The 24,778-nt window shown below is 71.4% G+C and carries 19 protein-coding genes; 8 read left to right on the plus strand and 11 right to left on the minus strand.

Annotated features, from left to right (window positions below):
* Positions 1–128: 128 nt before the first annotated feature.
* The 3 genes from HUT18_RS20530 (at position 129) to HUT18_RS20540 (ending at position 4,454) form a co-directional block, all read left to right on the plus strand.
* Positions 129–623: a MarR family winged helix-turn-helix transcriptional regulator gene (locus HUT18_RS20530; RefSeq protein ID WP_176102056.1), complete on the plus strand. Its 495-nt coding sequence runs from the start codon at positions 129–131 to the stop codon at positions 621–623.
* 328 nt (positions 624–951) lie between these two features.
* A complete protein-coding gene (locus tag HUT18_RS20535) occupies positions 952–1,656 on the plus strand; it encodes a triacylglycerol lipase (protein ID WP_176102057.1) in 705 nt (234 codons plus the stop codon).
* A 152-nt stretch (positions 1,657–1,808) separates the two neighbouring features.
* On the plus strand, positions 1,809–4,454 hold the full coding sequence (locus tag HUT18_RS20540; RefSeq protein WP_176102058.1) for a LuxR family transcriptional regulator: 2,646 nt from the start codon (positions 1,809–1,811) through the stop codon (positions 4,452–4,454).
* 27 nt (positions 4,455–4,481) lie between these two features.
* On the opposite strand, the gene HUT18_RS20545 is transcribed toward HUT18_RS20540, so the two are convergent.
* Positions 4,482–5,591 (minus strand): FAD-dependent monooxygenase, encoded by a 1,110-nt coding sequence (locus tag HUT18_RS20545; protein ID WP_176102059.1) that lies wholly within the window; start codon positions 5,589–5,591, stop codon positions 4,482–4,484.
* A gap of 159 nt (positions 5,592–5,750) precedes the next feature.
* On the opposite strand from HUT18_RS20545, the gene HUT18_RS20550 reads away from it, so the two are divergent.
* Positions 5,751–6,725 (plus strand): GntR family transcriptional regulator, encoded by a 975-nt coding sequence (locus HUT18_RS20550; RefSeq protein WP_176102060.1) that lies wholly within the window; start codon positions 5,751–5,753, stop codon positions 6,723–6,725.
* A 73-nt stretch (positions 6,726–6,798) separates the two neighbouring features.
* On the opposite strand, the gene HUT18_RS20555 is transcribed toward HUT18_RS20550, so the two are convergent.
* The 3 genes from HUT18_RS20555 to HUT18_RS20565 form a co-directional block, all read right to left on the minus strand.
* The gene (locus HUT18_RS20555; protein WP_176102061.1) at positions 6,799–10,305 is read right to left on the minus strand and encodes a GH116 family glycosyl-hydrolase; all 3,507 of its coding nucleotides are present in this window, start codon (positions 10,303–10,305) and stop codon (positions 6,799–6,801) included.
* A complete protein-coding gene (locus tag HUT18_RS20560; RefSeq protein ID WP_176102062.1) occupies positions 10,302–10,913 on the minus strand; it encodes an RbsD/FucU domain-containing protein in 612 nt (203 codons plus the stop codon). The genes HUT18_RS20555 and HUT18_RS20560 overlap by 4 nt, the downstream gene beginning before the upstream one ends.
* A gap of 338 nt (positions 10,914–11,251) precedes the next feature.
* Positions 11,252–12,001, minus strand: a complete 750-nt coding sequence (locus HUT18_RS20565) for a PaaX family transcriptional regulator C-terminal domain-containing protein (protein ID WP_254878726.1) — start codon at positions 11,999–12,001, stop codon at positions 11,252–11,254.
* Positions 12,002–12,296: 295 nt separating this feature from the next.
* On the opposite strand from HUT18_RS20565, the gene HUT18_RS20570 reads away from it, so the two are divergent.
* The 3 genes from HUT18_RS20570 to HUT18_RS20580 all read left to right on the plus strand — a co-directional run bounded on the left by HUT18_RS20570 (position 12,297) and on the right by HUT18_RS20580 (position 15,972).
* The gene (locus tag HUT18_RS20570; protein ID WP_254879060.1) at positions 12,297–13,970 is read left to right on the plus strand and encodes an acyl-CoA dehydrogenase family protein; all 1,674 of its coding nucleotides are present in this window, start codon (positions 12,297–12,299) and stop codon (positions 13,968–13,970) included.
* Positions 13,967–14,800, plus strand: coding sequence for a crotonase/enoyl-CoA hydratase family protein (locus HUT18_RS20575; RefSeq protein ID WP_176102064.1), 834 nt, complete (start codon positions 13,967–13,969; stop codon positions 14,798–14,800). Before HUT18_RS20570 ends, HUT18_RS20575 begins: the two co-directional genes overlap by 4 nt.
* A gap of 65 nt (positions 14,801–14,865) precedes the next feature.
* Complete coding sequence (locus tag HUT18_RS20580) at positions 14,866–15,972, plus strand: crotonase/enoyl-CoA hydratase family protein (RefSeq protein ID WP_176102065.1); 1,107 nt, start codon at positions 14,866–14,868, stop codon at positions 15,970–15,972.
* Between the two features lie 156 nt (positions 15,973–16,128).
* Here HUT18_RS20580 and HUT18_RS20585 read toward each other — a convergent pair whose 3' ends face one another.
* The 4 genes from HUT18_RS20585 to HUT18_RS20600 all read right to left on the minus strand — a co-directional run bounded on the left by HUT18_RS20585 (position 16,129) and on the right by HUT18_RS20600 (position 20,791).
* Positions 16,129–17,151: a M64 family metallopeptidase gene (locus HUT18_RS20585; RefSeq protein WP_176102066.1), complete on the minus strand. Its 1,023-nt coding sequence runs from the start codon at positions 17,149–17,151 to the stop codon at positions 16,129–16,131.
* Positions 17,152–17,449: 298 nt separating this feature from the next.
* Positions 17,450–18,904, minus strand: coding sequence for a tetratricopeptide repeat protein (locus HUT18_RS20590; protein WP_176102067.1), 1,455 nt, complete (start codon positions 18,902–18,904; stop codon positions 17,450–17,452).
* 223 nt (positions 18,905–19,127) lie between these two features.
* The gene (locus tag HUT18_RS20595; protein ID WP_176102068.1) at positions 19,128–19,829 is read right to left on the minus strand and encodes an enoyl-CoA hydratase/isomerase family protein; all 702 of its coding nucleotides are present in this window, start codon (positions 19,827–19,829) and stop codon (positions 19,128–19,130) included.
* Between the two features lie 137 nt (positions 19,830–19,966).
* On the minus strand, positions 19,967–20,791 hold the full coding sequence (locus HUT18_RS20600; RefSeq protein ID WP_176102069.1) for an NAD(P)-dependent oxidoreductase: 825 nt from the start codon (positions 20,789–20,791) through the stop codon (positions 19,967–19,969).
* A 277-nt stretch (positions 20,792–21,068) separates the two neighbouring features.
* On the opposite strand from HUT18_RS20600, the gene HUT18_RS20605 reads away from it, so the two are divergent.
* Complete coding sequence (locus HUT18_RS20605; RefSeq protein WP_176102070.1) at positions 21,069–21,326, plus strand: hypothetical protein; 258 nt, start codon at positions 21,069–21,071, stop codon at positions 21,324–21,326.
* A 64-nt stretch (positions 21,327–21,390) separates the two neighbouring features.
* Here the strand turns inward: HUT18_RS20605 and HUT18_RS20610 are convergent, their stop codons facing one another.
* The 3 genes from HUT18_RS20610 to HUT18_RS20620 are packed head-to-tail and all read right to left on the minus strand — an operon-like array spanning position 21,391 to position 24,748.
* On the minus strand, positions 21,391–22,281 hold the full coding sequence (locus tag HUT18_RS20610) for an SDR family oxidoreductase (protein ID WP_176102071.1): 891 nt from the start codon (positions 22,279–22,281) through the stop codon (positions 21,391–21,393).
* Positions 22,278–23,801, minus strand: coding sequence for an NAD(P)/FAD-dependent oxidoreductase (locus HUT18_RS20615; RefSeq protein WP_176102072.1), 1,524 nt, complete (start codon positions 23,799–23,801; stop codon positions 22,278–22,280). The genes HUT18_RS20610 and HUT18_RS20615 overlap by 4 nt, the downstream gene beginning before the upstream one ends.
* A complete protein-coding gene (locus HUT18_RS20620) occupies positions 23,798–24,748 on the minus strand; it encodes a patatin-like phospholipase family protein (RefSeq protein ID WP_176102073.1) in 951 nt (316 codons plus the stop codon). Before HUT18_RS20620 ends, HUT18_RS20615 begins: the two co-directional genes overlap by 4 nt.
* Between the last annotated feature and the right edge of the window lie 30 nt (positions 24,749–24,778).

Here is a 24,778-nt window from a genome sequence, read left to right on the forward strand (position 1 = left end):
GAAGGTCCGGGCGGGGCTGTCGATCCATGCACCGGGAAGCGGAAGAGTGCAGGTCGCCTGCCCTGTGGGGGCTGGTGAGGGCCCTCTACCATGAGGTGTCAGCCACCGCCTCACGCACAGGAGAACCGATGCCGCAGCCGACGGATGCGGACGCGGCGCCGCTGGTGCCCGGGACCGTGGCGACACACACCGGCTGCCTGCTCCTGAAGCTCGGCCAGGTCGTCTTCCGGATCAGTGACGAACGGCTGTCCTCGCTGGGGCTGCGGGTGCGCCACTACAGCGTGCTCCAGGCGCTCGCCGACAACGGCTCCATGTCCCAGCTCGACCTCGGCGCCTATCTGCGCATCGACGCCGCCACCATGGTCAGCACACTGGACACCCTGGAGAAGGCCGGTTACGCGCGCCGGGTCCGCGATCCGCAGGACCGGCGGCGCTATGTCGTTGAGCTAGCCGACCCGGGCCGTACCGTCGTCGCCAGCGCCAACGAACTCCTGGCCGAGGTGGACGACCTCGCCTTCGCCGAACTCGCCCGCGCCGAGCGCGAAGAGCTGCACACCTCCCTGCGCAAGCTCGCCGACGGTCAGGCGCTGCCGCGCGCGTTCGACGAGGTTCGCGGGGGGTGAGGGTCCGGCCCCGCCGCCCCTTTCAGCTTCCTTCGTCCTCCTTGTCGTTCTCTCGTCTCCCCCTCCTCCCTGCCTCCCCCTCCCTTCTGCCTCTTCCTCCGATCGCTCTTCTGGTCGCTCTTCCGGTTTCCGGCGGGGCGTGCAGATAATGAGTGCTGCAAATTATTTGTCTCGTTAAGTGGCGAACGGCCCTGTTGGTGCTGCCGTACCGGGCAGGGGCGCGTCCGAGTGGTCCGCCGATCGGCGGATGTTTCCGGATGAAGGAGAGCTGAATCTGGGGCCCGGCCCCGACAGGGCGCCTGCCGATCCCCACTCGGAGGAGTTCCCCGTGAAGCGTCATGTTCTTGTACTCGCCGTCGCGACGGCCGCCGCCGTCGCCTCGCTCCCGCTGACGAGCGCGAGCGCTGCCGAGAGAACCGAGAAGGCCGCGGCCGACCGCAACCCGGTGGTCTTCGTGCACGGCTATGGTGGCACCGCCGCCGACATCGGCGCGATCAAGCAGTCCTTCCTGGACGGCGGTTACGCCGAGAGCGACCTGCACTCCCTCGACTTCCCCGACACCCAGAAGAACGAGCAGACCGCGGAGCAGCTCAAGACGGAGGTGGACCGGATTCTCGCCGCGAGCGGAGCGGCCAAGGTCGACCTGGTCGGCTTCTCGATGGGCAGTCTCAGCTCCCGCTACTACCTCAAGAACCTCTCCGGGACCGACAAGGTCGCGCACTTCGCCAGCGTCGCCGGACCCAACCACGGCACCTCGCTGGCCAACTTCTGCTGGCTGACCGGCGACACCACGGTCTGCCCGCAGATGGCGCCCGGCTCCGACTTCCTCAAGAAGCTCAACGAGGGCGACGAGACGCCCGGTTCGACCGACTACGAGACCTGGGCCTCGCACGGTGACACCACGATCACCCCGCCGGAGTCCATCGCGCTGAACGGCGCCGAGAACCACTGGACCAAGGAGGACACCGACCACGTCGGCACCCTCACCAACAAGGAAGTACAGCAGGGCATCATCGCGCAGTTCACCGGCTGACCGAGAGCCTGTCCGGCTGCTCGTCGCGGCACCGCCCGGCCGGGGGGTCCCGGTGTCGCGGCGGGCAGCCGGGCGGCCCGCACCACAGCGGACGGCACGGACCGCGCTACGTGAAGGATTCGGCCGAAGGGCAGGACCGGGAGCGGTGACGGGTGGCTGAGGACCTGGTGGCTGAGGACCTGGTGGGGCGGGTGGCGGAGGTCGACGCCGTCCGCGACGCCGCCCGTTGTGCGGTCGCGGGCCGGGGCGGGTTCGTACTGTTCACCGGGCCGCCCGGCATCGGCAGGACCCGGTTGCTCGACGCGCTGGACGAGGTGGTGGCCGCCGAGGGGCTGCGGGTACTGCGCGGCGCCGGGGCTCCGCTGCACCACGGGCTTTCGCTGGCCACGCTGGCGGGCACGTACGAGACAACTCCCGCTTGTCGGCGGATGGTTGCCGCCGTCGTCGAGCCGATCGCCGATGGATTCGGCCTCCTCGCCGCCGCCACCGCACTCTTCGACACCTGGTGCCAACTCGGGCCCGTCGCCGTGCTGTTGGACGACCTGCACCACGCCGACGACGACTCCCTGCGCGTACTGCACCTGCTCCTGGGCCGTTTCGCCGCGAGTCCCGTACTCCTGGTGGCCACTGCTCGCACCGGTCACGCCCGGCTCGCGCCCGTCCTGGACGGAGCGGGGGCCCGGACGCTCGGTGGGCTTGAGCCGGAGTACGTCGAAGCACTCGGTCGCGCCTGCTCAACGCAGTCACCCAGCACAACAGCAGTGCCTATGACGGCAGTTGAGGCGGTCGCCGACTCCGGCGGTAACCCCCGCTACCTTCTCGCCGCCACCTCCGGAGACCTCCCCGCCTGCGCCCTGCGCCTGGTGCGGCAGTTGCCCGACGCCGGTGCCGCCCTGCTGCGTACGGTGGCGCTGCTCGGCGCCGGTAGTGAGGTGGACGAGCTCGCCGCCGCTCTGGGGCGGACCGAGGCCGAAGTGCTGCGGTGGGCCACCGAGTTGATGGCGCAGGAGTTGCTGGCGCCGCACGGACGGGGCCTCGCGGTGGTGCCGGAGTTGCTCGCGGTCGGGCTCCGGGAGGTGTACGGGCCGCTGTTCGGGCAGCTCAACGCCCTTTCCCTGTCCGCCGGTCCGGCCGGGCCCGCACGCATCGGCGGACTGCTCGACCGGGACCCGGCGCCGCTCGGCGCACCGGCGCGCCGCTGGATCGTCCGTCACGCACGGCTGCTCGCGGCCGCCGATCCGGAAGTCGCCGTACGGCTGCTGACCCGCTCGCCCGTACAGCCCGCGCACACCCTGGACGAGGCCACCTCGGTGCGGGCCGCGCTCGCCGACGCGTTGCTGTGGTCCGGCCGCACCGAGGAGGCCGAGCGCGAGGCGCGCTCGGCGCTACGGGTGCGCGAGGCCGCGGAGTTGCGGATCACGGTGGCCATGGCGCGGGTGACCGTGGCCGATGCCGAGGGTGCCCTCGCCGTACTGGAGCCGCGGCTCGCGTACGACGAACGGCTTCTGGGCCCGGCCGCGTTGTGCCGGACGATGGCGGGTGACCTGTCCGGCGCGGCGGACCTGATCGCGCGCGCGGCGGACAGCGACGATCCGCGGACGCTGGCGCACGCCCTGCACGCGCGTGCCGTCCACAGTTATCTGGAACGCGACGAGCCCGCGGCTGTACGAGAGTTGGCGCAGGCGCGTGATCTGCTGGAGCGCGAGCTGTCCGATCCGGGGCTCACCGTGCTCAACCGCCTGCTGCGACTGGTCTGTTCGGACGCCGAGGCCGACGCGCTCGCTCTGGTCGAGGAGGCCGAGCCGCTCGCCCGGCGGCTCGGCGGACTGTGGCTGTCCTGGTTCGAGATGGAGGCGGCCCTGGTCACCGCCAACTCCGGACAGTGGAACCGTGCGCGTGCCCGGCTCGAAACCGCCCTGGAGCGGCCGGAGTTGTACGGCATGGCCCGTCCGCTGTACGGACTCGCGGCCCAACTCGGCCTGCGCCAGGGCGACCTGGAGTCCTTCCGCCGCCAGACGGCGGCGGCGGACGCGGCGCGCGCCACGCTGCGCGGGGTGGCCGTCTTCTACGAGGGCATCCCCGCCCTCACCGACGCCCTGCTCGCCGAGGCGGACGGCCGCACCGCCGAAGCCCTCACCCTGATCCGCGGACTGCTCGGCGACGGCCGCGACCCACTGCCCCGGCATTCGGTCCCCGCCGTGGCCGCCGCCCTCGTACGGCTGTGCCTGTCCGCCGGTGACCGTGACCTCGCGGGCGTACTCATCCGTACGGCGCGGGAGAACGCGGCGGTGGCCACCGAGGCCGAACGGGCCACCGTCGCGTACTGTCAGGCACTGCTCGACGAGAACCCTGATGAACTACGCGCCGCACAGGCGCAGTTGCTCGCGTCCGGGCTTCACCTCACGGCCGCCTGGGCGGGCGAGGACGCGGCACGGCTGCTCGCGGAACAGGGCAGAATCGACGAGGCCCGCGCCCCGTTCACGGCCGCTCTGGACGGCTACACCCTCCTCGCGGCCTCCGGTGAACTCCGCCGCGCCTCGGCCGCGTTGCGCACCGAGGGACTGCGGACGGGCGTCAAGGGGCCGCGCGGGCGGCCCGTCTCCGGCTGGGACTCCCTCACCCCGACCCAGCGCCGGGTCGCCGAACTCGTCGCGCAGGGATGCACCAACCCGGAGACCGCGCGCCGACTGTTCGTCTCGCCCCGCACCGTGCAGACCCACGTCTCCCAGATCCTGCGCAAGCTCGGGCTCAGCTCGCGCGTCGGGATCGCGGTCGAGGTGGCACGGCGGCGGGACTGACCGCCAGGGCCTTGGGCCCGAGTGTGGTCAACTGTCCAGCGACATCAGGTTCTTGGCGTGCGCGATCGAGGACTCGGGGGCGGGCCCGTCGGGGTTCTCCGTGGCCAGTGCCTGGTTCGCCGTGACGAAGTCGCGCATCCTCCGCTCGTAGCGGGCGTACGCGGCACGGTGATCGCCCGGCGTCGCGGCGAGGCAGTCGGCCAGTACGTAAGCCCCCACCAGGGCCAGGCTGGTGCCCTGTCCGGACAGGGGGGACGGGCAGTAGCCGGCGTCGCCGAGGAGGACCACCCTGCCCCGGGACCAGTGCTGCATGCGGATCTGGGCCATGGCGTCGCAGTAGAAGTCCGGTGCCCGCTCGGCGGCCTTGGCCAGGCGGGCCCCTTCCCAGTTCAGGGCGGCGAGCCTGTCGACGACGCGCTGCCTCAGGGCGCCCTGGGTGCGCAGATCCGGGGCGAGGGGAGCGGACTCGAAACCGAAGGCGATTCTGAGCTCGGAGTTGTCGCGGACCGACATGACGCCGAAGCCCGCGTCGCCGTCGCGCAGCCACAACTGCCAGTCGTCCAGGGCGAGGAAGTTGTCGGCGCTGAACACCGAGAGGTAGCTGCCCAGATGATGGGCGAAGCGGTCCTCGGGGCCGAAGGCAAGGCGCCGGACGGTCGAGTGCAGGCCGTCGGCGCCGATCACGAGGTCGAAGGTGCGGGGCGCGCCGTGCGTGAACTCGACGTGCACGCCGGTGCTGTCCTCGCGGAGCGCGGTCACGCTGTCGCCGAAGAGGTACTCGACGTCCGCGCGGGTGTGCTCGTAGACCATCCGCACCAGGTCCTCGCGCAGCAGCTCGATGTCGTCGCTGTCGAGCCGTCCGCTGCTGAACACCGCCTCCGTGGAGCGGTCGATCTCCCGGCCGTCGGGGGCGAGGACCGACATGCCGCGCATCCGGGTGCGGACGTGGCGTGCCTGATCCAGGAGGCCCATCCGTTCGATGACGGTGAGGGCGACGCCACGGACGTCCACGGCCTGTCCTCCGGGCCGGGGGCCGGGGGCGCGTTCGACGACGGTGGTCCGGAAGCCGTGGCGGTGCAGCCAGTGGGCGAGTGCGGGCCCGGCGATTCCGCCGCCGGAGACGAGAACGGTCTGCATGGGAAGTTCCTCCGATACGCTGTACGTGCAGGGAACGTACGACGTACGCGCAGGTGCCTCAACCAGCGGAAATGAGTTGCTGTACTAGGGCAGTTGGGCACGCATCGGTGTCCTCCCTGCGAGGCCCTGCACTAGTACAGATCGAGAAGGTGGCCGGACGTGACGAAGCCCACGCGAGCAGCCGGGCAGGCGCCCTATCTGCGGATCGTCGCCGAGGTGCGGCGACGCATCGCCGACGGGGAACTCGTCGCGGGGGACAGGGTTCCCTCCACCCGTCGGATCGCCGCGGAGTGGGGGGTCGCGCTCGCCACCGCCACCAAGGCGCTGACCACCCTTCGCCTGGAGGGACTTGTCGAGACCCGCCCCCGGGTCGGCACCGTCGTCGCCGGAACCACCCCCCTCGTCCCGCCGCCCCGCGCGCACACGCCGCCCGCTCCCGCGCAGGAGCCGGAGTCGGAGCTGACCCTCGACCGGATCGTCCGTGCCGCGGTCGCCCTCGCCGATGCCGAAGGGCTTCAGGCACTCTCCATGCGGGGTGTGGCCGCCCGGCTCGGAGTCGCCGCGATGACGCCCTACCGGTACGTCCCCAGCAAGGACGAACTCGTCCTGCTCATGGCCGACGCAGCCTTCGGCGAGGAGACCTACCCCGCCGATCCGCCCGAAGGGTGGCGCGCCCGTGTCGAGTTGGGCGCCAGGACCCAGTGGACCCTGTACCGCAGGCACCCATGGCTGGCCCAACTCGGCTCGCTGACCCGCCCGTTGCTGGTACCCAACCTGATCGTCCACGGCGAGTGGATGCTCGCCGCCCTGGACGGCCACGGCCTCGATCCCACCACGCTCTTCGACCTGCACGTACTGCTCTACAGCCATGTCCAGGGCCTGGCAGTGCACTTGGAGTGGGAGGCGCACGCCGAGGCGGCCACCGGTCAGTCGGAGGAGCAGTGGATGGACAGCCGGGCCCACGCCCTGCGGGACCTGGTGGAGTCCGGCCGCTTCCCGACCTTCACCAAGGTGGTCGCATCCTTCGACGACGGCTACGACCTGCGGCTCGACGCCCTGTTCGCGAAGGGGCTCGCGGCGCTTCTCCACGGCATCGCGCCCCTGGTGGAGGGCGGCCGGGCAGCGGGCGCGTAGCGGGCGGCACACGCGGCCGGTCCCGGACCGCCGGCGTGGGCGGCCCGGGACCGGGTTGAGGGGTGGGCGTGGGCTACTTCCGCAACTCCAGGCGCAGAGCGAGCTGTTGACCCTTCCGTACGGTCACCGGCTCCGTGAACTCCACCGTCGCCGTGGTCCCGGACACCGTCACCCGGGCGCCCTTGACCGCGCCCCCGGACACGGTCGCGGCCAGGCCCGCCCCGCGCGTACCAGAGGGCACCGCCAGAGTGACCTTGCGCAGGGTGAGCGAGCCGTACCGTACCCGCAGGCCGTCCGTCTGCACCGGGTTGGCGCCCGTGGTGCGGTCCTGCGTGAAGGTGCCCCAGGCGTTGCCGGTGGCGAAGAAGGAGCGGTGGCCCTCCGGCTTGAACGTCGGCGCCAGGGACACCGACTGCCGCGGCCCGTTGTACGCAAAGCCCTGCATACCGGTGAGCAGGGACCAGGCGGACAGGGTGCGCCCGTACCACTTGCCGCACTCGTCGTCACCGTACGGACTGCCCGTACCGTCGCCCGTGGTGCAGGGGCTCATCTCGATGAACGGGCCCTTGCGGGCACGGCCGTCGTAGCGGTCGCTCACCGCCTTGACGACCTTCAGGCCCTCCTCGGTCCGGCCGCGCTGGAGCATCAGGGCGGCGGCGCTGTACTCGAAGCCGGACATGACCTCGTCGTAGTAGAGCGGGGTGTTGGAGGGGCGGTCGTTCTTCGGCCAGGCGATCATCTGGAGTCCGGCGTCGGTCTCCAGCGCGTACTGCCGGAACTTGTGCGCGTAGTTGTAGCCGGAGTACGGGGTGTCGCCGAGGAAGTTGTCCCGGTAGTTGCTCTCGAAGAGGGACTGTGCCGCCTTGTCGGTGTGGGCCTTGTCGTAGATGTCGCCGAGGCCGAGCTGGGTGGACCACCACTGGCCGAGCAGCATGTCGATGGCGGAGCCGTTGCCGTACGAGGCCCCCTGGCCGTTGTTGATCTCGGTGTAGTAGTCGCCGTTGAAGTAGCGCTTCTCGCCGGTGGCCCGGCCCTTCTCGTAGATGGCGGCGTACGTCCTGGCCGTGGCGTCGTCGCCGGTGGCCTCGGCCATCTTCGCGGCGGCGTTGACGGAGGCCAGGTACATCGAGCCGAGCCAGGAGCCGTCGCCGGTCTCGCCGCCGTCGAGGGTGGTGTTGAAGGTGCCGGTCAGGATGCCGTCGTGGTCCTTGTCGCCGAGGCCGACGACGTAGTCCATGGCCTTCTTCACCTTCGGCCAGTTGGCGGCCAGCCACTTCGCGTCGGTGGTCTGGTAGGTGCGGTACGCGGACAGGATCACACCGGTCTGGCCGTCCATGGTGAAGGTCGGGTCGCCGTTGAACCGCATCGGGATCAGGCCCTGGTCGTTGGCGTTGTCGAGCCACTGCTCGGTCCAGCGACGGCCGACCTCCGGCCACAGCCAGGCCTGCGCCTGGGCGTAGTGGAAGACGTGCGTGGGCATGCCGGGGCAGCAGCCCCAGCCCTCGCGGGCGCCGAAGAAGCCGTTCTTCGCCCACCAGACGGAGGGCGAGCGCAGCACCGCGGTGGAGGCGGAGACGCGGTCCAGGACGTAGCGCGGCAGGTTCGAGTCGTACAGCGCGTCGTGGTAGGCCTGCGTCTCGCCGAGCAGACGGTCCCAGTTGTTGGTGAGGTAGTTGGCCACCTGGTCGGCGTCGGACCACCAGTTCTCGTACTGTCTGCCGTCGCCGCCGTTGTAGTTCTTGGCGCCGGGGAAGTGCCAGTTGAGGGTGACCGGGATGGTGGTGGTCCGGCCAGGCCCCAGGGTCAGTTCGGTGGACAGGGCGCCGTCGACCGTGGTGCGGTCGGCCGGGCTGGAGGCCTCGCCGGGACCCTTGAGGCTGCCGTCGTCGGCGAGGTCCTCGCTCAGCGAGCCCATCGAGTCCCAGGAGGCGGTGGAACTGACCTTGGGGGCGTAGGCCGTGAGGTTCATGGTGCCGCCGCCCTTGCCCCGCATGTGCAGCGAGGTCCACGGGCCCGTCGCGCCGGTGCCCCGGGTGACGTGGGACCTGTTCTCGCCGTAGCCGTCGACGACCCGGTTGTTCTCGCCGCCGATCGTGTCGTAGCCGTTGAAGCCCACGGCGTTCTGCTGCGAGGCGAGCAGGGAGACCTTCACCGGCTTGTCGGTGGGATTGGTGAGCTTGAAGCGGTAGATCGCGGTGGGGATCGCCGAGTCCTTGGTGTTGCCCGGGATCATCGGGTTCACCACGTCCTCGGAGACCTTCACGGGCAGTTCCTGGTCCGTGAAGTCGTAGCCCACCAGCGGGTATTCACCGCGCTGGGTCAGCGACTTCATCGCCGGGAAGCCCTCGCCCGCCGCCTTGGTCTGCAGCGAGCGGACCACCGGGGCGCGGCCCTCCTGCTGCGCGCGGATGCCGAAGAAGCTGTTCGGCACCCTGCCCTTGGCGAAGGTGTCCGGGGTGTTGTGCCACTTGTTGCCCTGGAGCTCGCCCAGGTTGTTGAAGATCCACCAGGTGGGCCGGGCGGCGGTGCCGTCGTGCACGATTCCGGCCGAGCCGAGCGGGCCGACCGGGAAGCGGGTGTCGCCCAGCGTCTCGCCCTGGTAGGTCGCGGGCTTCCCCTTGGCGGTGAGGTCCGTGTACGGGCGGGCCAGGGTACGTACCGACTCGGACTCGGCGCCACCGGCGTCCAGAGCGGTGATCCGGTAGAAGTACGTCCGGTCCGCTGCCGCCGAAGTGTCCTTCAAAGAAGGCGAGTTGACGGTGGCGAGCGGGGTGTAGGTGCCGTCGAGGGTCTCGGACCTGGCGACGGCGTAGCGGGTGACCGCCGGGTCGGGCGCGGCCTTCCAGCTCAGCGAGACGGCGTCGGCGGTGCGGGTGACCCGGGGGCTGGTCGGCGCCGCCGGGACGTTGGCGCGGAGGGCGTCGAGGGTGAGGTGCCCCCAACTGCCCGTGGCCCGGTCGACCACCTTGAGCACGACGTCCTTGCCGACCGCGGCCGAGCCGTCAAGCGTGCGGTAGGCCATCACCTCGCTGTTCGTGCCGCGCGCGGTGGCGATTTCACTGCCGCAGCCGCCGGGCGCCGCCGCGTCGTAGGCGCACAGGGCGACATAGGTGTCCTTGCCCGCGCCGCCGCCGACGAGCATCGAGAGGCTGGGGCGTTCCAGGCGGAACTTCGGCGAGACGACGGTGCCGGTGTAGCCGTCGTTCGCCTTCTGCTCGGAGGTCTCCAGCGTGGACAGGAACCGCTTCCCCTCCTTCAGGTACGGGCGCTTCTGGTTGTGGAACTCCGCCCGGTCGGTGACCAGTTGGCCGAAGGCCCCGTCGACGATCCGCCAGCCGTCGGGCAGTGTCGCGCCGTCCTCGAAGCCCTCGGTGAAGGGCTCTGCCGCGTCGGCGGCCCCGGCCGGTTCGGCGCCGGTGGCCGCGCCGACGCCGATCAGGGCGCAGACCGTGACCAGAGCGGTCGTCAGGGAGCGGGCACGGGTGCCGCGCCAGGCCTGCTTCGGCTCGAACCTGCCGCTGGGTGAAGGGAGTTCGGGTCCCGTCCCCTGCTGTCTCGTACGTATCGGCTCGTTGCTCACGACTTCATCAGCTCCCGCAGCTCGGCCTCGCGGTCGGCGTCCCAGTACTTGGCGTCCAGCTCGAAGAAGACCGAGGTGTACGGGAGGGTGAGATCGGTCTTGAGGACGATGACCTGGAACTTCTCGCCCGCCTCGTCGAGCTTCTTGATCAGCTCCTCGTGCAGCACCGGCTCGGTCTCCTGGCCCTTCAGGACCTGGTCCAGGCCGTCGCGGTAGGAGGTGATGCCGGGCGCCGACTTCTCGGGGACGTACTTCATCTCCTTGTCGACCTGCACATGCGCCTTGACGTGCTGTTGCTTGCCCAGCTGCGCCACGACCTCCTTGACCACCTCGGTCTGGTCCGCGCCGGTGGTGAGGGTGCGCACTCCGGCGCTGGTCTGCCGCGGGTAGGCGGAGTCGGCGACGACGATCCAGTTGCGGTGGCCGAGCGTGGGCAGCGCCTGCCTCAGTTCCTTCTGCCAACTGACGCTCTTGGGTGCCTTGGACCGGTGGTCCTGGGCCTGGGTGGCCGAACTGCCCGGTGCGAGGGCGAAGGCGCCGAGGGTGACCGCGGCTGCGGTCACCGGGACCAGAGCGTGGCGCGGCCGGAGTTTTGTACGCAGACTCATCAGCGATACCTCCAATGAATATCTTGAGCTTGTGTCCGATTGGTGGAGAGGAAGCGTCATTTGGTCGCGCCGAGTTGGCGGTAACCCTGGAACCGGAGCAACCTGACGGAGCATTCATCGGAGGACTGTAGGGTCGATTGAGTCAGCGAGCTAGATGTGCGGCACGAATCATTTGTCCCGCGCGTGGTTCCGTGCGATGGCTGTCCGGTGTGCGGCGGGACAGTCGCCGGAGCGGTGTGGTTGAGCCGGTGGGGGTAGCTGAGGCGGGAACCCCAAAAGCCCTGTACGGGCGCGGAGTTGAGGTGTCCGGACCTGTTCGGTGCTGTGGCGCGCGAGGCTCAGGCCCCGCCTGCCCGTTCTCTGAGTTCGATCAGTTCCGCCTGGTAACCGCGGTACGCGGCCCGCAGTTCGGCGGCGGGCCACGGGTCGGGCAGCAGCGCTTCCGGGAGGATGGGGTCCGCGGCCAGGTGCCGGACGAGGGCCGCGGCGAGGGTGAAGCGCTCGGCTTGGTCGCGGGTGGCGGCGAAGTGTGTGTGCAGTTCGGTGGCGCGGGTGGCCCATGCCTCCAACTGCCAGAGTGTGCGGGCCAGTCGCACCGGGTCCTCGTCGGGCTCGCCGTGGAACCAGGTCAGTACGCCGTCCCGTTCGGCGGGCCGCGTCCGGCGCAGATTCGCGGGGCGCAGCCACAGGCCCTCGCGCAGTTCGGCAAGGCGCAGCCGGGTGAGCTCGGTGCGCAGTTCGGCGCGGTCGGCGGGGCTGCGGCCGGTCGCCGTCACCGCGGCGATCTCCCAACTCCCCTGCCAGTCAAGGGTGTCGGGGGTGAGCGCGGCGTCCTGGCGGCGCTGGCGTCCGGCGAGCCGTTCGCTCAGCCGGTAGGTGGCATCCGCGCGCAGCAGGTCCCCCGCCGCGACCATCCGGGTCAGCGCCACGCGCAGGGTGGGCTCGCTGATGTCGAACAGGGCGCCGATGCGGACCAGGTCGCGGGCGGGCAGTTCGGGCGGGTGTGCGCCGAGCAGCACGCTGAGGACGACCGAGCGCGCGGTCAGCGGCCGCAGGCCCAGCTCCTCGTTCCCGCCCGCTCTCGCCACGCCCGGTCCGCCTCCACTGTCCGTGTCCGTTGCCTCTGTGCCTCTGTGCCCGCCCGGTCGGGTACCGCGGCACCACGTCCGCGGCAGCGGCGGGCGCCGTCAGGTCCCCGTGGCTATCGGTGCCGGGGGCCTGATCGAGGTTATCGGCCACCTCGTCCCGGTGGCGGGGCGGTCGGCGGGGCCGTGCCCTCGGCCTTGCGATGTCGGCTCCGCACAAGTACTCATTACAGTCTTGCTGCGACCGCAGAGAAGTCGTAATACTCGCCTCATGGACACCATCCCGGAGGTGACGCCCATGCCGTCGACACAGACCGCTCAGCCGTACGCCCAGCCGTACGCCACCCACGAGGTCGACAACCAGCCGCCCCCGCTCGCGCCCTACGACGCCGCCCAGGACCCCGCGCTTCTGGAGGGGCTGAACCGGGAGGGCGCGGGCTGGGCCGAACAGGATGTGCGGCGGTTCGGGCAGCGGGCCGGGAGCCCGGAGGCCCAGGAGTGGGCCGAGCAGGCCAACGTCCACGAGCCCGTGCTGCGCACCCACGACCGCTGGGGCCACCGCATCGACGAGGTCGAGTTCCACCCGAGCTGGCACCACCTGATGCGCACCGCCGTCGCCGAGGGCGGTGGCGGCGCGGCCTGGGCCGACGAGCGGCCGGGGGCACACGTCGCGCGGTACGCGGGGGCGCTCGTATGGGGCCACACCGAGGCCGGGCACGGCTGCCCCTTGGCCATGACGTACGCGGTGGTCCCGGCCCTGCGTGCGGAGCCCCAACTCGCCTCCGTCTACGAGCCGTTGCTGACCAGCCGGGTGTACGACCCGGAGCTGCGGGTGCCCACCGAGAAGCGGGGCATCCTTGCCGGAATGGGCATGACGGAGAAGCAGGGCGGCTCCGATGTGCGCACCAACACCACCGTGGCGACGCCGACCGGCGAGGACGGCCTCTACACGCTGCGCGGGCACAAGTGGTTCACCTCGGCGCCCATGTGCGACGTGTTCCTGGTGCTCGCCCAGGCGCCCGGCGGCCTGAGCTGCTTCCTGGTACCGCGGATCCTCCCCGACGGCACCCGCAACACCTTCCGCATCCAGCGCCTGAAGGACAAGCTGGGCAACCGCTCCAACGCCTCCTCCGAGCCCGAGTTCGACGGCACTCTCGCCTGGCGGGTCGGCCCCGAGGGGCACGGCGTGAAGACCATCATCGAGATGGTCAACTGCACCCGCCTGGACTGTGTTTCCGGATCCGCCTCGCTGATGCGCAAGGCGCTGGTCGAGGCCGGGCACCACGTGGCGTACCGCTCCGCCTTCGGCGCCCGCCTGATCGACCAGCCGCTGATGCGCAACGTCATCGCCGACCTCGCCGTGGAGTCCGAGGCCGCCACCACCCTGACCCTGCGCCTGGCCGGAGCCGCCGACCGCAGCATCCGCGGCGACGAGCGGGAGCGCTCCTTCCGCCGGATCGCCACCGCGCTCGGCAAGTACTGGGTGACCAAGCGCGCCCCCGCCTTCACCGCCGAGGCCCTGGAGTGCCTGGGCGGCAACGGCTACGTCGAGGACTCCGGCATGCCCCGCCTCTACCGCGAGGCCCCGCTCAACTCGGTCTGGGAGGGCTCCGGCAACGTCAACGCCCTGGACGTGCTGCGCGTCCTCGGCAAGGAACCCGCCGCGGCCACCGCCCTGCTCGACGAACTCGCCCTGGCCAAGGGCGCGGACCGGCGCCTGGACGCCGCCGTCGCCCGGATCGGCACCGAGCTGAGCGACCTCGCCGACATCCAGACCCGGGCCCGCTACCTGGTCGAGCTGATGGCCCTGACCCTCCAGGGCTCCCTGCTGGTACGGCACGCACCGGCCGCCGTCGCCGACGCCTTCTGCGCCACCCGCCTCGGTGACGCCGGGGGCCTGGCCTTCGGCACCCTGCCCGCCTCGGCGGACCTGACCGGCATCATCGACCGCTCGCAGGCGGTACCGCGATGAGTGTGCACGTACAACGGCACGGTCCGGTCACCGTCGTCACCCTGGACCGGCCCGAGGTCCGCAACGCCGTCGACTCCACCCACGCCGCCCAACTCACCGCCGCCTTCGAGGAGTTCGACAACGACCCGGACGCCTCGGTGGCGATCCTGTACGGGAGCGGCGGCACCTTCTGCGCCGGGGCCGACCTGAAGGCGGTGGCCCGGGGCGATGTGGTGGTCGGCGCTCCCGGCGAGGGCCCGGCCGGAATGGGACCGACCCGGCTGCTGCTCGGCAAGCCGGTGATCGCGGCCGTCGAGGGCCACGCGGTGGCGGGCGGCCTGGAACTCGCGCTCTGGGCGGACCTGCGGGTTGCCGACCCCGGCGCCGTCTTCGGGGTCTTCTGCCGTCGGTGGGGCGTCCCCCTCATCGACGGCGGTACGGTCCGGCTGCCGCGCCTGATCGGCCAGTCGCACGCCCTGGACATGATCCTCACCGGGCGCCCGGTCGAGGCCGACGAGGCGCTGCGGATGGGCCTGGCCAACCGGATCAGCGCACCCGGCGCCGTACTCGACGAAGCGCTCGCCCTGGCACGGCAGTTGGCGGCCTTCCCGCAGACCTGTATGCGCCGCGACAGGCTCTCGGTCCACGAACAGGACGGCCTCGGACTCGACGAGGCGATCGCCAACGAGTGGCGTCACGGCCTGAGTTCACTGGCCGAGGACACCCTTCCCGGGGCGGCACGGTTCGCCGCCGGGGAGGGACGGCACGGGGCGTTCGCCGAGTCCGCGCCCGCCGCCTCGTCCGTACAGGCAGACTCTTCCGCCCCCGACAACCCGGGAGCAGACCGGTGACCGACAGCGCTGAGCACGACGGCTCTGAACACGACAGCTCTGAACACGGCCAGGAATCAAGGGACTTGCGGGATTCACGGGACTCGGGGGAGACCCCCGGTACCGTACGCGCCGAACGCGACGCCCACCCCGACAAACCCGACCGCCCCGGTGACCGCCCGGCCGCCTGGCGCGAGGGCTGGCGGGACGGTGCCGACTCCCTCTATACGGACCGGCCCCGGCCCGCCGTACGGGACACGTACCGCACCCTCACCTACGAGGTGGACGGACGGATCGCCCGCATCACCTTCAACCGTCCCGAGCGCGGCAACGCCATCACGCCGGACACCCCGCTGGACCTGGCCGCGGCGGTCGAACGCGCCGACCTGGACCCGGCCGTGCACGTGATCGTGGTCTCCGGGCGCGGCAAGGGGTTCTGCGGCGGGTACGACCTGGACCTGTTCGCCGAGCACGCGGACCGGCCGGCGGGAGGGCCGTCCCCGGCCGGTACCGTCCTGGACCCGGTGGTCCAGGCACGCAACCACGACCCGGCGCGGCAGTGGGACCCGATGGCCGACTTCGCCATGATGAGCCGCTTCAACAAGGGCTTCGCGGCCCTGCTGCACGCCGACAAGCCGACCGTGGCCAAGCTGCACGGCTTCTGTGTGGCGGGCGGTACCGACATCGCGCTGTACTGCGATCTCATCGTGGCGGCCGACGACACCAAGATCGGCTACCCGCCGACCCGGGTCTGGGGCGTGCCCGCCGCGGGCATGTGGGCCCACAGGATCGGCGACCAGCGGGCCAAACGGCTGCTGCTGACCGGCGACTGCATCAGCGGGGCCCAGGCCGCCGAGTGGGGTCTCGCCGTGGAGTCCGCGCCCGCCGAGGAGCTGGACGCGGTCACCGAACGGCTCCTGGACAAGATCGCCATGATGCCGGTCAACCAGCTGATGATGGTCAAACTCGCCCTGAACAGTGCCCTGTTGGCCCAGGGAGTCCAGAACTCGGCCACCATCAGCACCGTCTTCGACGGCATCTCCCGGCACACCCGCGAGGGCTACGCCTTCCAGGAGCGCGCCATGACCGCGGGCTTCCGGGAGGCGGTACGCGAACGGGACGAGGCCTTCCGGGACCACCGGCGGACGCAGTTCGAGTCCGGGGGCGGTACCGCGGAGGAGGCGGCCCCGTGACGCATCCGGCCGGACCGGCCACCCCGACCGTCCGCGCGACGGGATCGCCCTCTCCGCGCTGAGCCGGTGTCCCGCAGGCGTCCGCGGAAGCCTGCGGGACCGCCGTGCCAGCGGATCCCCGTGCCAGCGGATCCCCCGTACCAGTGGATCCCCGTACTAGTGGATCTTCGAGCTGATGGCCCGGGACATGACATCCAGGCCTATCAGGTTGAAGGGCTTCCCGAGGGTGCGCATCAGGGAGTCCTCGGACGGACGGAAGATGCCGTTCTCGGCGTACCTGCCGCCCTGGAACGCGCCGATGACTCCTCCGTCCGGTGTGGCGCGGCCCAGGTAGGACGCCCACTTGGCGCCGGCCGGGTCCGTGGTGACGTTCGGCTCGGCGGGCTCCCCGCCGGAGTGGGTGGTGCCGGGGGTGTAGTACTCGTCGGCCAATCCGCCCACGGAGTGGCCGAGTTCGTGGATGGCTATCTGCCCGGCTTGGTCGTTGGCGCCCGCCACGGTGGCAAGACTCGGGTAACCGGCGCCTCCGTACTTGGCGGTGTTGCCGACGGCGACGATCGCGTCCTGGCCGGGGGCCTGACCGGCGTACGACTGCGCCTTCGCCTCGTTGAGGCAGAGCAGCCGTTCCGTGCCGCCGCAGAAGAAGCCCATGTCCAGGGCGGTGTCGCGGTCGATGCCCTCGGAGGGGTCGTTGTCCACGCCGGATTCCGGTGAGACGACGTTGACGAGCCAGACATTGACCGAGTCGCGGTACTGGCTCCATGGCTCGGTGGCCGCGATCTCCTCCCACTTGGCCTCCGCGTGCTGCCGCAGCGTGCCCTGCTCGGAGGCGGTGTAGCCGTCGCCGACGATCACCATGTCGAAGCGGCTGTCCGACGGGCCGGTCTCCTGGATCGGGACCACGTCCGCCGCCTTCGCTGCCCGGAGAGCGCGCGCGTCGGGCGCCGGGTCGGCCTGCTTCGGCACGCGGACCTTGGTGATGGTGCCGTCGGGCGAGAAGACCTCCCGCCACTGGGTCGGCCCGGGTTGTCCGGCGGTGGCCGAACCGCTGTTGGCCGAACCGGCGTTGGTCGAACCGGCGTTGGCCGAACCGGCGTTGGCCGAACTTACGGGAACGGCCGCGAGAGCGGCGGCGAACAGCGTGGCGGCGAGCCATGGCAGGGAACTTCTGCGACGCATCGGTGTCTCCTTACGGCGAAGAGTGGGGGGTGTGGGGGAGCGCCAATCGAGGAGCTGGCCTGGGTAGCCCCGGCCGGTGCCGGTGATCCGGCGGTCGAGGTGTGGTCGGCCGGAGGAGCCCTGCGGCCAGTGGCAGGGGTGAGCGAGTGTGCGGAGTACAGGGGGCCAACCAGCCGTATGTAAGTGATGAGATAAGTCGACGTACGGCGGGAGTTAAGTTAGCGGGCGTGTCAGATCCCTGACAACCGTTTGGGCGGTACTGTGCTCCGCGCGGTGCTCGGGGTGCCGGTACGCCCCGTCAGAAGGGTCTGGCCGGTGCGGGACCCAGGGTCGTCGTGCCGGGTGCCGCCTGGTGGCTGAGGCCGGTGCGGTAGGTGTCCAGTGCCGCTTCGACACGGCCGGTGCGCCGGTAGAGGTCGCCGAGGAGGCGGCAGAGGTCGGCCAGATCGCCCGCCGCCTCCGCGTGTTCGAGCAGGCGGAGGGCGCTCAGATAGTGCTCCTCCGCCCGGCCGTTGTCCTCGTGGCGTTCGGCGATCAGGCCGAGCAGGCGGTGAGCGCCCGCCTCGTGCACCGCGCCGCGTCCGGAGCCGAAGCCGCCGAGCAGGTCACGAAGGAGCGACTCGGCCTGCTCGTCCTTGCCCTGACGGTGGAGCACATCGGCGAGTTCGACGCCGACCTGGTGCGCGTACAGGGCGGCCCGGCGCGAGACGAGCATGCCCTGCGCCGTCCGGTACGCCGCCTCGGCCTCCCCGAGGGTGCCCGCCTGCGCGAGGACGTACCCCCGCATCCAGTGGCAGTGGGCGAGTTCGGTGCGGATCTGCAACTGCTGGTAGTACTCGGATGCCTTCACGAGTGAGGCGTCCGCCTCGGCCGCGCGTCCCTCCGCGATCATCGTGCGGGCGACGCTGCGGTGCATCCGGGCGACCAGGGCGGGATCGGCGACCTCCGGGGCGAGCGCGAGGGCCAGTTCCGCCGCTTGCGCGGCACGGGCATGGGTGCCCAGGTCCATGTACGGACCGATGATGGCGGTGTACAGCTGGACCAGGGCCGCGGGGTCGCGCAATCCCCTGGCGTTGAGTTCCTCGAGCGCCGTCTCCAACAGGTAGCAGGCGTACCGGAGTTCACCGGCGAGCAGATGAGTGAGGGCCCGGCCCCGGATGGCGGGCACCCGCTGGGTGAGCGGTGCCCCGGCCTGCGACAGGACCGATTCCGCCGCCTCGAAGTACTCACGCGCGGGGCCCAGTTCACCGGCCTCTACCGCGCAGTTCCCGAGCCCCACCAGGGCAGCCGCATGTTCGGCGTCCAGGCCGTACTGTGCGGCTTCCTGGTCGAGACGGGCGTAGAGCGCGGCCGCGTCCTCCGGGTCTCCGGTGGCCAGGACCCGCTGTGCCTCGGTGAGCCGCATGCGCAGCTCGGTCGCGGCATGCGCGGGCCGCCCGCTGACCAGTTCCTCGTAACCGACGCCCAGGCGACCTGCGATGTGGCGCAGCGCCTTCTCCGAAGGCTGGACCTTGCCCGCCTCCACGGTGGAGATGTAGGGGGCGGTGTACGAGGGATCGGCGACCTGGCGTTGGGTAAGGCCGCGTTCGACGCGCAGCCGGTACACACGGCGGCCGAGCGTTTCCGAACCGTCGGGGAAGGCGCTGGGGCGGGCGTCGCCCGGCGCGGCCGACGCCTGCGAGGGTGCACGGGACCGCCCGTCGCGCGTTCCCCTGGGCGAGGCGGCCGGTCCGGGTGCCCGCTTCTGGCTCATCAGCGCCTGATCCGCTCCGGTGAACTGTCGTCCGGCCCCGACTCGCTCGGGGTTGGCACAGGCGAGTGGTGACCGAGGCGGCCTTCCCACCTGCGCGGAGAGCCTACGTGCCCTCGCGCCCGTAGGTTAAGTGCCCGGCCGGGCGGATTCAACGTGGCCGTTCGGTGCCTGGTGCTCCAGGGTTCTTCCGCGCACCCGCGGGTCGGCGGCGGTCGGTGGGGGATCAGTGATGGGTGAGGAAGTCCTCGGTGCCCTGGTTGTCGATCAGGGCGTTGAGGGCGTCGGCGAAGAAGGTCTGCTTCATCAGGCCGTGCACCGGGCCGCGCTTGCCGGTGAGCGGACGTACCAACTCCACGGCCAGCGTGCGCAGTTCGCCCTCGGCGGCGGTGGCCTCGGCGATGCCGGAGGCGAGGGCCTCGGGGCCGGTGTAGCGGCGGCCGGTGGTGATGGCCTCCAGGGCGGCGGCCGGGGGCAGCTTGGACTTGATCATGGCGGACATGCCCGGCGTGAAGGGGATGCCGAGGTCGATCTCGGGCAGACAGAACCAGCCCCGGTCGGCACGCATCACACGCCGGTCGTGCGCCAGCGCGAGCACCGCGCCCCCGGCGAAGGCGTGCCCCTGGAGGGCGGCCACGCTCACCATCGGCAGGACGCACAGCCGCGCCAACAGCCTTTGGTACGAAGCGAGATACGCGGCGAACTGCTCGGCCGGGTCGGCGAAGCGCTCACGGTCCAGGCCGTTGGACCAGAACTTGCCGGTGCCGGTGGTGACCAGCGCCGCCGGACCGGTGGACTGCTCGATCTCGTCGAGGAGTTCGTGCATCCGCCGCAGCCACTCGGTGGTGGCGAGGTTCTCGGTGTCGCGCTGTCCGGGCTCACCGAGGTCGAGCACAAAGACGTCGCCGTCGCGTTGCAGATGAGGCATGGCGGATTCCTTGCCGGAGTCGGACGGGCCCGCCGGTGCGTCCGGCGGGCCACAGTGGGTCGTACGAGGGAGGTCGTACGGGGAAGCCGTACGGAGAGGTCGTATGGCGGGGTCGTACGGGAAAGCCGTACGGGAGGTCAGGCGTCCAGGAACAGGTCGAGTTCCAGCTCGCCCTCGGCGTCACCGGCGCGGTATCCGGACAGGTCGGTGACGCCCTCCTCGGCAAGCACCTCGTCGTCGAGGAAGTGGTGACCGGTGCAGGCGGTGGCGTCGCGGGTGAGGATCGCGTACGCGGCGTCGGCGACGATGGCCGAGGAGCGCGAGCGCTCGGCGCCGCCGAGCAGATTGCGGATCGCCGCGGTGTCGATCAGGGTGCGCGGCCACAGAGAGTTGGCGGCGACGCCGTGCGCCGCGAACTCGTGCGCGAAGCCCACGGTGCACAGGCTCATGCCGTACTTGGACAGCGTGTAGGCGAGGTGGCGGCCGGGCCAGTGCGGGGCGGGGTTGAGCGGCGGGGACAGCGTGAGCACGTGTGCGTTGGACGACTCGCGCAGGTGCGGCAGCGCGGTCTTGGTGAGCAGGAAGGTGCCCCGGGCGTTGATGTCCTGCATCAGGTCGTAGCGCTTCATGTCGGCGTCCGCGGTGGGCGACAGGTCGATCGCGCTCGCGTTGTTCACCATGATGTCGATGCCGCCGAAGCGCTCGACCGCGGCGGCGACCGCCCGCTCGACGTCCGCGTCCACCCGTACGTCCCCGACCACGGCCAGGGCCCGGCCCCCGGCCGCCTCGATCTCGGCGGCCGCCGTGTGCACGGTGCCCTCCAGCTTCGGGTGCGGCTCGGCGGTCTTCGCCAGGAGCACCACATTGGCGCCGTCCTTGGCGGCCCGCAGGGCGATGGCCAGGCCGATGCCCCGGCTTCCGCCCGACATCAGGATCGTCCGGCCGGCGAGGGTGCGTTCCATGAGGCGGCTCCACTCCAAGTGTGCAGGGTTGGCTAATAATAAGCAGTACAAATTATTGGTCCTGCACTGTCAAGGTGAGGGAGGAGTGGGGTGGCGCACTGCCGTGGGTCGCCTGTGCCGCCTGTGTGCGGCGTGCTCGGCCGGGCCCGGGTGTGACACTGCTCATGGAGCACTTCCGGTGTGACAGCGGCCTTGACAGACCGAACCAGGTGATCTGGGATTCCGGTGGGATACACGATCAACGATCACCGACGTTCGACCAACGAGGAGAATCTCAATGTCCGTCCTCAACGCCCGTACGGCCGGTGTCGCCGTCGCCGCGACCGGAGCCGCCCACTTCGTGGTGCCCGGCGCCTTCGAAGCCCTGACCGTCCGCCTCTTCCCGACCGACACCCGCACCTGGATCCGCCGCAACGGCACGACCGAGCTCGTGCTCGGCACCGCGGTCGCCGTGCCGCGTACACGTGCCTTCGGGGCGGTCGGGCTGGCCGCGTACGCGGGCTGGCTCGCCTTCCGGGCCGTCAAGCAGCGCTGAGACCTACGGGTTCGGTTCCGGTGAGCGGCCGGTGCGGTGCGTGTGCCGCACCGGCCCCGGTGTCTCAGCCCTCCGGTGAGCCCAACTCCCGCTCTCGCACGGCCGGTTCCCGCTTCTCCGGGGCCGCCGCCCGGGTCAGGCGCGCGGTGTAGTCCCTGCGCTCCGGACGGTCCGGCCGCAGCGCCCGGTCGTCGCGGACCAGGCGCCGGATCAGGTTGAGTGCCGGCTCCGGGGTGAGCCGGGCCAGGTTCGCGAGGACGCCCACGTAGCGCGGAACCGCGAGCTCCGCGGCGCGGGTGCGTACCGAGTCGAGGACCGCGGCGGCGATCGCCTCCGGCTCGACCTTGGGCAGCGGCGCCATGCTGAGGCCGGAGGCGAGCGAGGTGTCGACGGCGGACGGCAGTACGGCGCTGACGCTCACCCCGTGCGGCCGCATCTCCAGCCGGGTCGCGGCGGTCAGCCCGACGACCGCGAACTTGGTGGCGTTGTAGACGGCGAGTCCTTTGACGGGGAACTTGCCCGCGAGTGAGGCGATGTTGACCACATGGCCGCGTCCCCGCTCGGTCATCCCGGGCAGCGCGAGCCGCATGCCGTTCCGTACGCCGTGCAGATTCACCTCCACCGTCAGGCGGTCGACCGCGTCGTCGAGCTCCAGGAAGTGGCCGTTGGGCATCACTCCGGCGTTGTTGACGAGGATGTCGAGCTCGCCGTGCGCCGCGGCCGCCTCGGCGAGGAAGGCCGCGTAGGACGCCTTGTCCGTGACGTCCACCCGGTGGCCGGTGGCGTGCGGGCCGAGTCCGGCGGCCTCCCGGGCGGCGAGTTCGCCGTCGAGGTCGCCCAGGGCGACATGCGCGCCACGGGCGGCGAAGGCCCGCGCGGTGGCCAGGCCGATGCCACGCGCGGCGCCGGTGATCACGACGTTGGCGCCGATCGGGTTGATGCCCGGATACCTCATACGTCGCTCTCCTGTCGTGCGCGGGAGGGGGTCAGGGTGAAGTCGCGGGAGTCGAACCGGCCCACCCGGCTGCGGAGTTGGCCCGTGGACCACGGCCAGCTGAAGCTGTTGCGGCCGTTGGCGTCGAGGTAATAGCTGCGGCAGCCGCCGGAGTTGTAGACGGTGCCGGCCAGAGCGGCCTGAAGTTCCTTGTTGAAGGCGGCTTGTACCTCGGCGCGCACCTCGATCGTGGCCGAGCCACTGGAGCGCGCGGTACGAAGGGCGCCGAGCACGAGCTCCAACTGCGCCTCCAGGATGGCGAACGCGGAGGAGTGGCCGGTGCCGAGGCCGGGTCCGAGGAGCAGGAAGGCGTTGGGGAAGCCCGCCGTGACCGTACCGAGGTACGCCTCGGGCGAGCCCTGCCAGTGGTCGGCCAGCGTGCGGCCCGCTCCGTCGTGGACGTGGTCGGCCAGCGGCATGTCGAGGATGTGGAAGCCGGTGCCGAGGATGATGGCGTCCACCTCGGCGCGGCTGCCGTCGGCGCCGACCACCGTACTTCCCTCGACCGCGCGTACCGCCGAGGCGTGCACCTCTACATTCGGCCTGGTCAGCGCCGGGTAGTAGTAGTTGGAGAACAGGATCCGCTTGCAGCCGATGGTGTAGTCGGGGGTGAGTTTGCGGCGCAGTTCGCGGTCGCGGACCGTGGCTCGCAGATGCGCCCGGGCCACCGCCTGTACGCCGCGCATCAAGCCCGGCTTGCGGAAGCCGCGGCCCAGGGTTTCCATGGCCCGGTACTCCACCGCCGCCAACCCGGCCCGCGCGCCGGGCAGTTGGCGCATCGCCCACCGCTCGGCCTTGGGTATGTGGTGGTCCAGCTTGGGCAGCACCCACTGGGCGGTCCGCTGGAAAAGATGCAGCCGGTCGACCCGGGGCGCGATGGCCGGGACGAACTGGACGGCCGAGGCTCCGGTGCCGAGGACGGCGACCCGCTTGCCGCTGAGGTCGTAGTCGTGGTTCCAGCGCGCGGAGTGGAACACCTCGCCGGGGAACGACTCCAGGCCCGGGATCTCGGGCGTCAGCGGCTCGTTCCACGGCCCGGCCCCGGCGATCAGGAACCGCGCGGTGAACTCGCCCGCGGTGGTCCGGACCAGCCAGCGGCCCTGCGCGGGCTGCCAGTGCGCCTCGGTCATCCGTACCCCGAACCGGGTGTGCTCGCGCAGCCGGTGGCGGTCCGCGACCTGCCGTACGTAGGCGAGGATCTCCGGCTGGTTCGCGTACACCCGCGTCCACTCGGGGTTCGGCGCGAACGAGTAGCTGTACAGGCGCGAGGGCACGTCGCACTGGCAGCCCGGATAGGTGTTGGCCCGCCAGGTGCCGCCGAAGTCCTCGGCCGCCTCGATGATCAGGAAGTCACGGATCCCGGCCTCCCGCAGCCGAACTCCCGCGCCCACACCGGAGATTCCGGCGCCGATGACGAGGACCTCGAACTCGGTCGGGGCGCTCGGCTCCCCACTCGGCTTTCCACTTGGCTGTGCACTCATACGGCAACACCCCTGTCGATGGCTCGTTTTACGCGGTCATGGGCGGTGCGCAGGGAGACGTCGAGGGTGGCGGGACGGCGGCGGAAGTCCATGAAGTTGAAGCCCATGACGTCCAGTTCCTCGATCCCGGGCTCGACCCGGACCACCCGCGTTCCCGCCGCCCGCAGCTGGCTCACCTCGGCGTCGACGGTCCGCGTCATCCAGCGCCGCAGGACCCGCTCGCCCCGGGACAGGCCGCTGGCGGGCGCACCTCCGGACGTGGACATCGGGGCGACGATCACCACCTCGTCCAGGCCGAGCGGTACGAGCAGATCGGCGGAGGTCGGGGAGACGGCGCCGCCGTCGACGTAGGAGCGCCCCGCGATACGTACCGGCGGGAACCAGCCCGGGATCGCCCACGAGGCGGCAAGCGCGCCGGCGATGTCGGCGGCGGGGGCGTCCGGGGCGCCGAAGGGGACCCGCCTGCCGGTGCGGGCGTCGGCCGCGACCAGCCAGGTGCGCGAGGTGTCCGGCCAGGTGTGGCCGTCGGCGAGGCCGGTGCCGAACGCGCGCAGCCACCCGGCGTCCCCGCGACCGCGGGGCAGCAGACCGAGGAGGCCGGATCCGGCGGAGACCCGGCCACGGGCGGCCGCCGGGATCAGCCCGGCGGCCGGCAGCCACGGCCAGGGGACCGGCGGCAGTGCGCCCGGATCGGTGTCGACGTGCGCCCGCAGCAGCGGGTCCGCGTCGCTGTCCCCGCGCAGGGCCGCGAGCAACTGGGTCACCGACCGGCCCGCCCCGAGAGCGGTCACGATCTCCGCCCCGGCGGACGTGCCGACCAGCACCTCCGCCGTCCGCGCGTCCCAGTCGAGCTCCGCTTCCAGCGCGGCCAGAGCGGCGACCGTCCACGCGAACCCGAGCGTCCCGCCGCATCCCACCACCAGCGCGCGTCGTCGTCGCTGCTCCACAGATCCTCCCGGTATCCGGATACTTATGGG

Source organism: Streptomyces sp. NA04227 (assembly GCF_013364195.1).
GTDB lineage: Bacteria > Actinomycetota > Actinomycetes > Streptomycetales > Streptomycetaceae > Streptomyces.

Coding starts and splice junctions, on each gene's coding strand:
- HUT18_RS20530 (WP_176102056.1), top strand. CDS start 129: ATGCCGCAGCCGACGGATGCGGACGCGGCGCCGCTGGTGCCCGGGACC.
- HUT18_RS20545 (WP_176102059.1), bottom strand. CDS start 5,591: ATGCAGACCGTTCTCGTCTCCGGCGGCGGAATCGCCGGGCCCGCACTC.
- HUT18_RS20560 (WP_176102062.1), bottom strand. CDS start 10,913: ATGAGTCTGCGTACAAAACTCCGGCCGCGCCACGCTCTGGTCCCGGTG.
- HUT18_RS20570 (WP_254879060.1), top strand. CDS start 12,297: ATGCCGTCGACACAGACCGCTCAGCCGTACGCCCAGCCGTACGCCACC.
- HUT18_RS20575 (WP_176102064.1), top strand. CDS start 13,967: ATGAGTGTGCACGTACAACGGCACGGTCCGGTCACCGTCGTCACCCTG.
- HUT18_RS20585 (WP_176102066.1), bottom strand. CDS start 17,151: ATGCGTCGCAGAAGTTCCCTGCCATGGCTCGCCGCCACGCTGTTCGCC.
- HUT18_RS20590 (WP_176102067.1), bottom strand. CDS start 18,904: ATGAGCCAGAAGCGGGCACCCGGACCGGCCGCCTCGCCCAGGGGAACG.
- HUT18_RS20595 (WP_176102068.1), bottom strand. CDS start 19,829: ATGCCTCATCTGCAACGCGACGGCGACGTCTTTGTGCTCGACCTCGGT.
- HUT18_RS20600 (WP_176102069.1), bottom strand. CDS start 20,791: ATGGAACGCACCCTCGCCGGCCGGACGATCCTGATGTCGGGCGGAAGC.
- HUT18_RS20605 (WP_176102070.1), top strand. CDS start 21,069: ATGTCCGTCCTCAACGCCCGTACGGCCGGTGTCGCCGTCGCCGCGACC.
- HUT18_RS20610 (WP_176102071.1), bottom strand. CDS start 22,281: ATGAGGTATCCGGGCATCAACCCGATCGGCGCCAACGTCGTGATCACC.
- HUT18_RS20615 (WP_176102072.1), bottom strand. CDS start 23,801: ATGAGTGCACAGCCAAGTGGAAAGCCGAGTGGGGAGCCGAGCGCCCCG.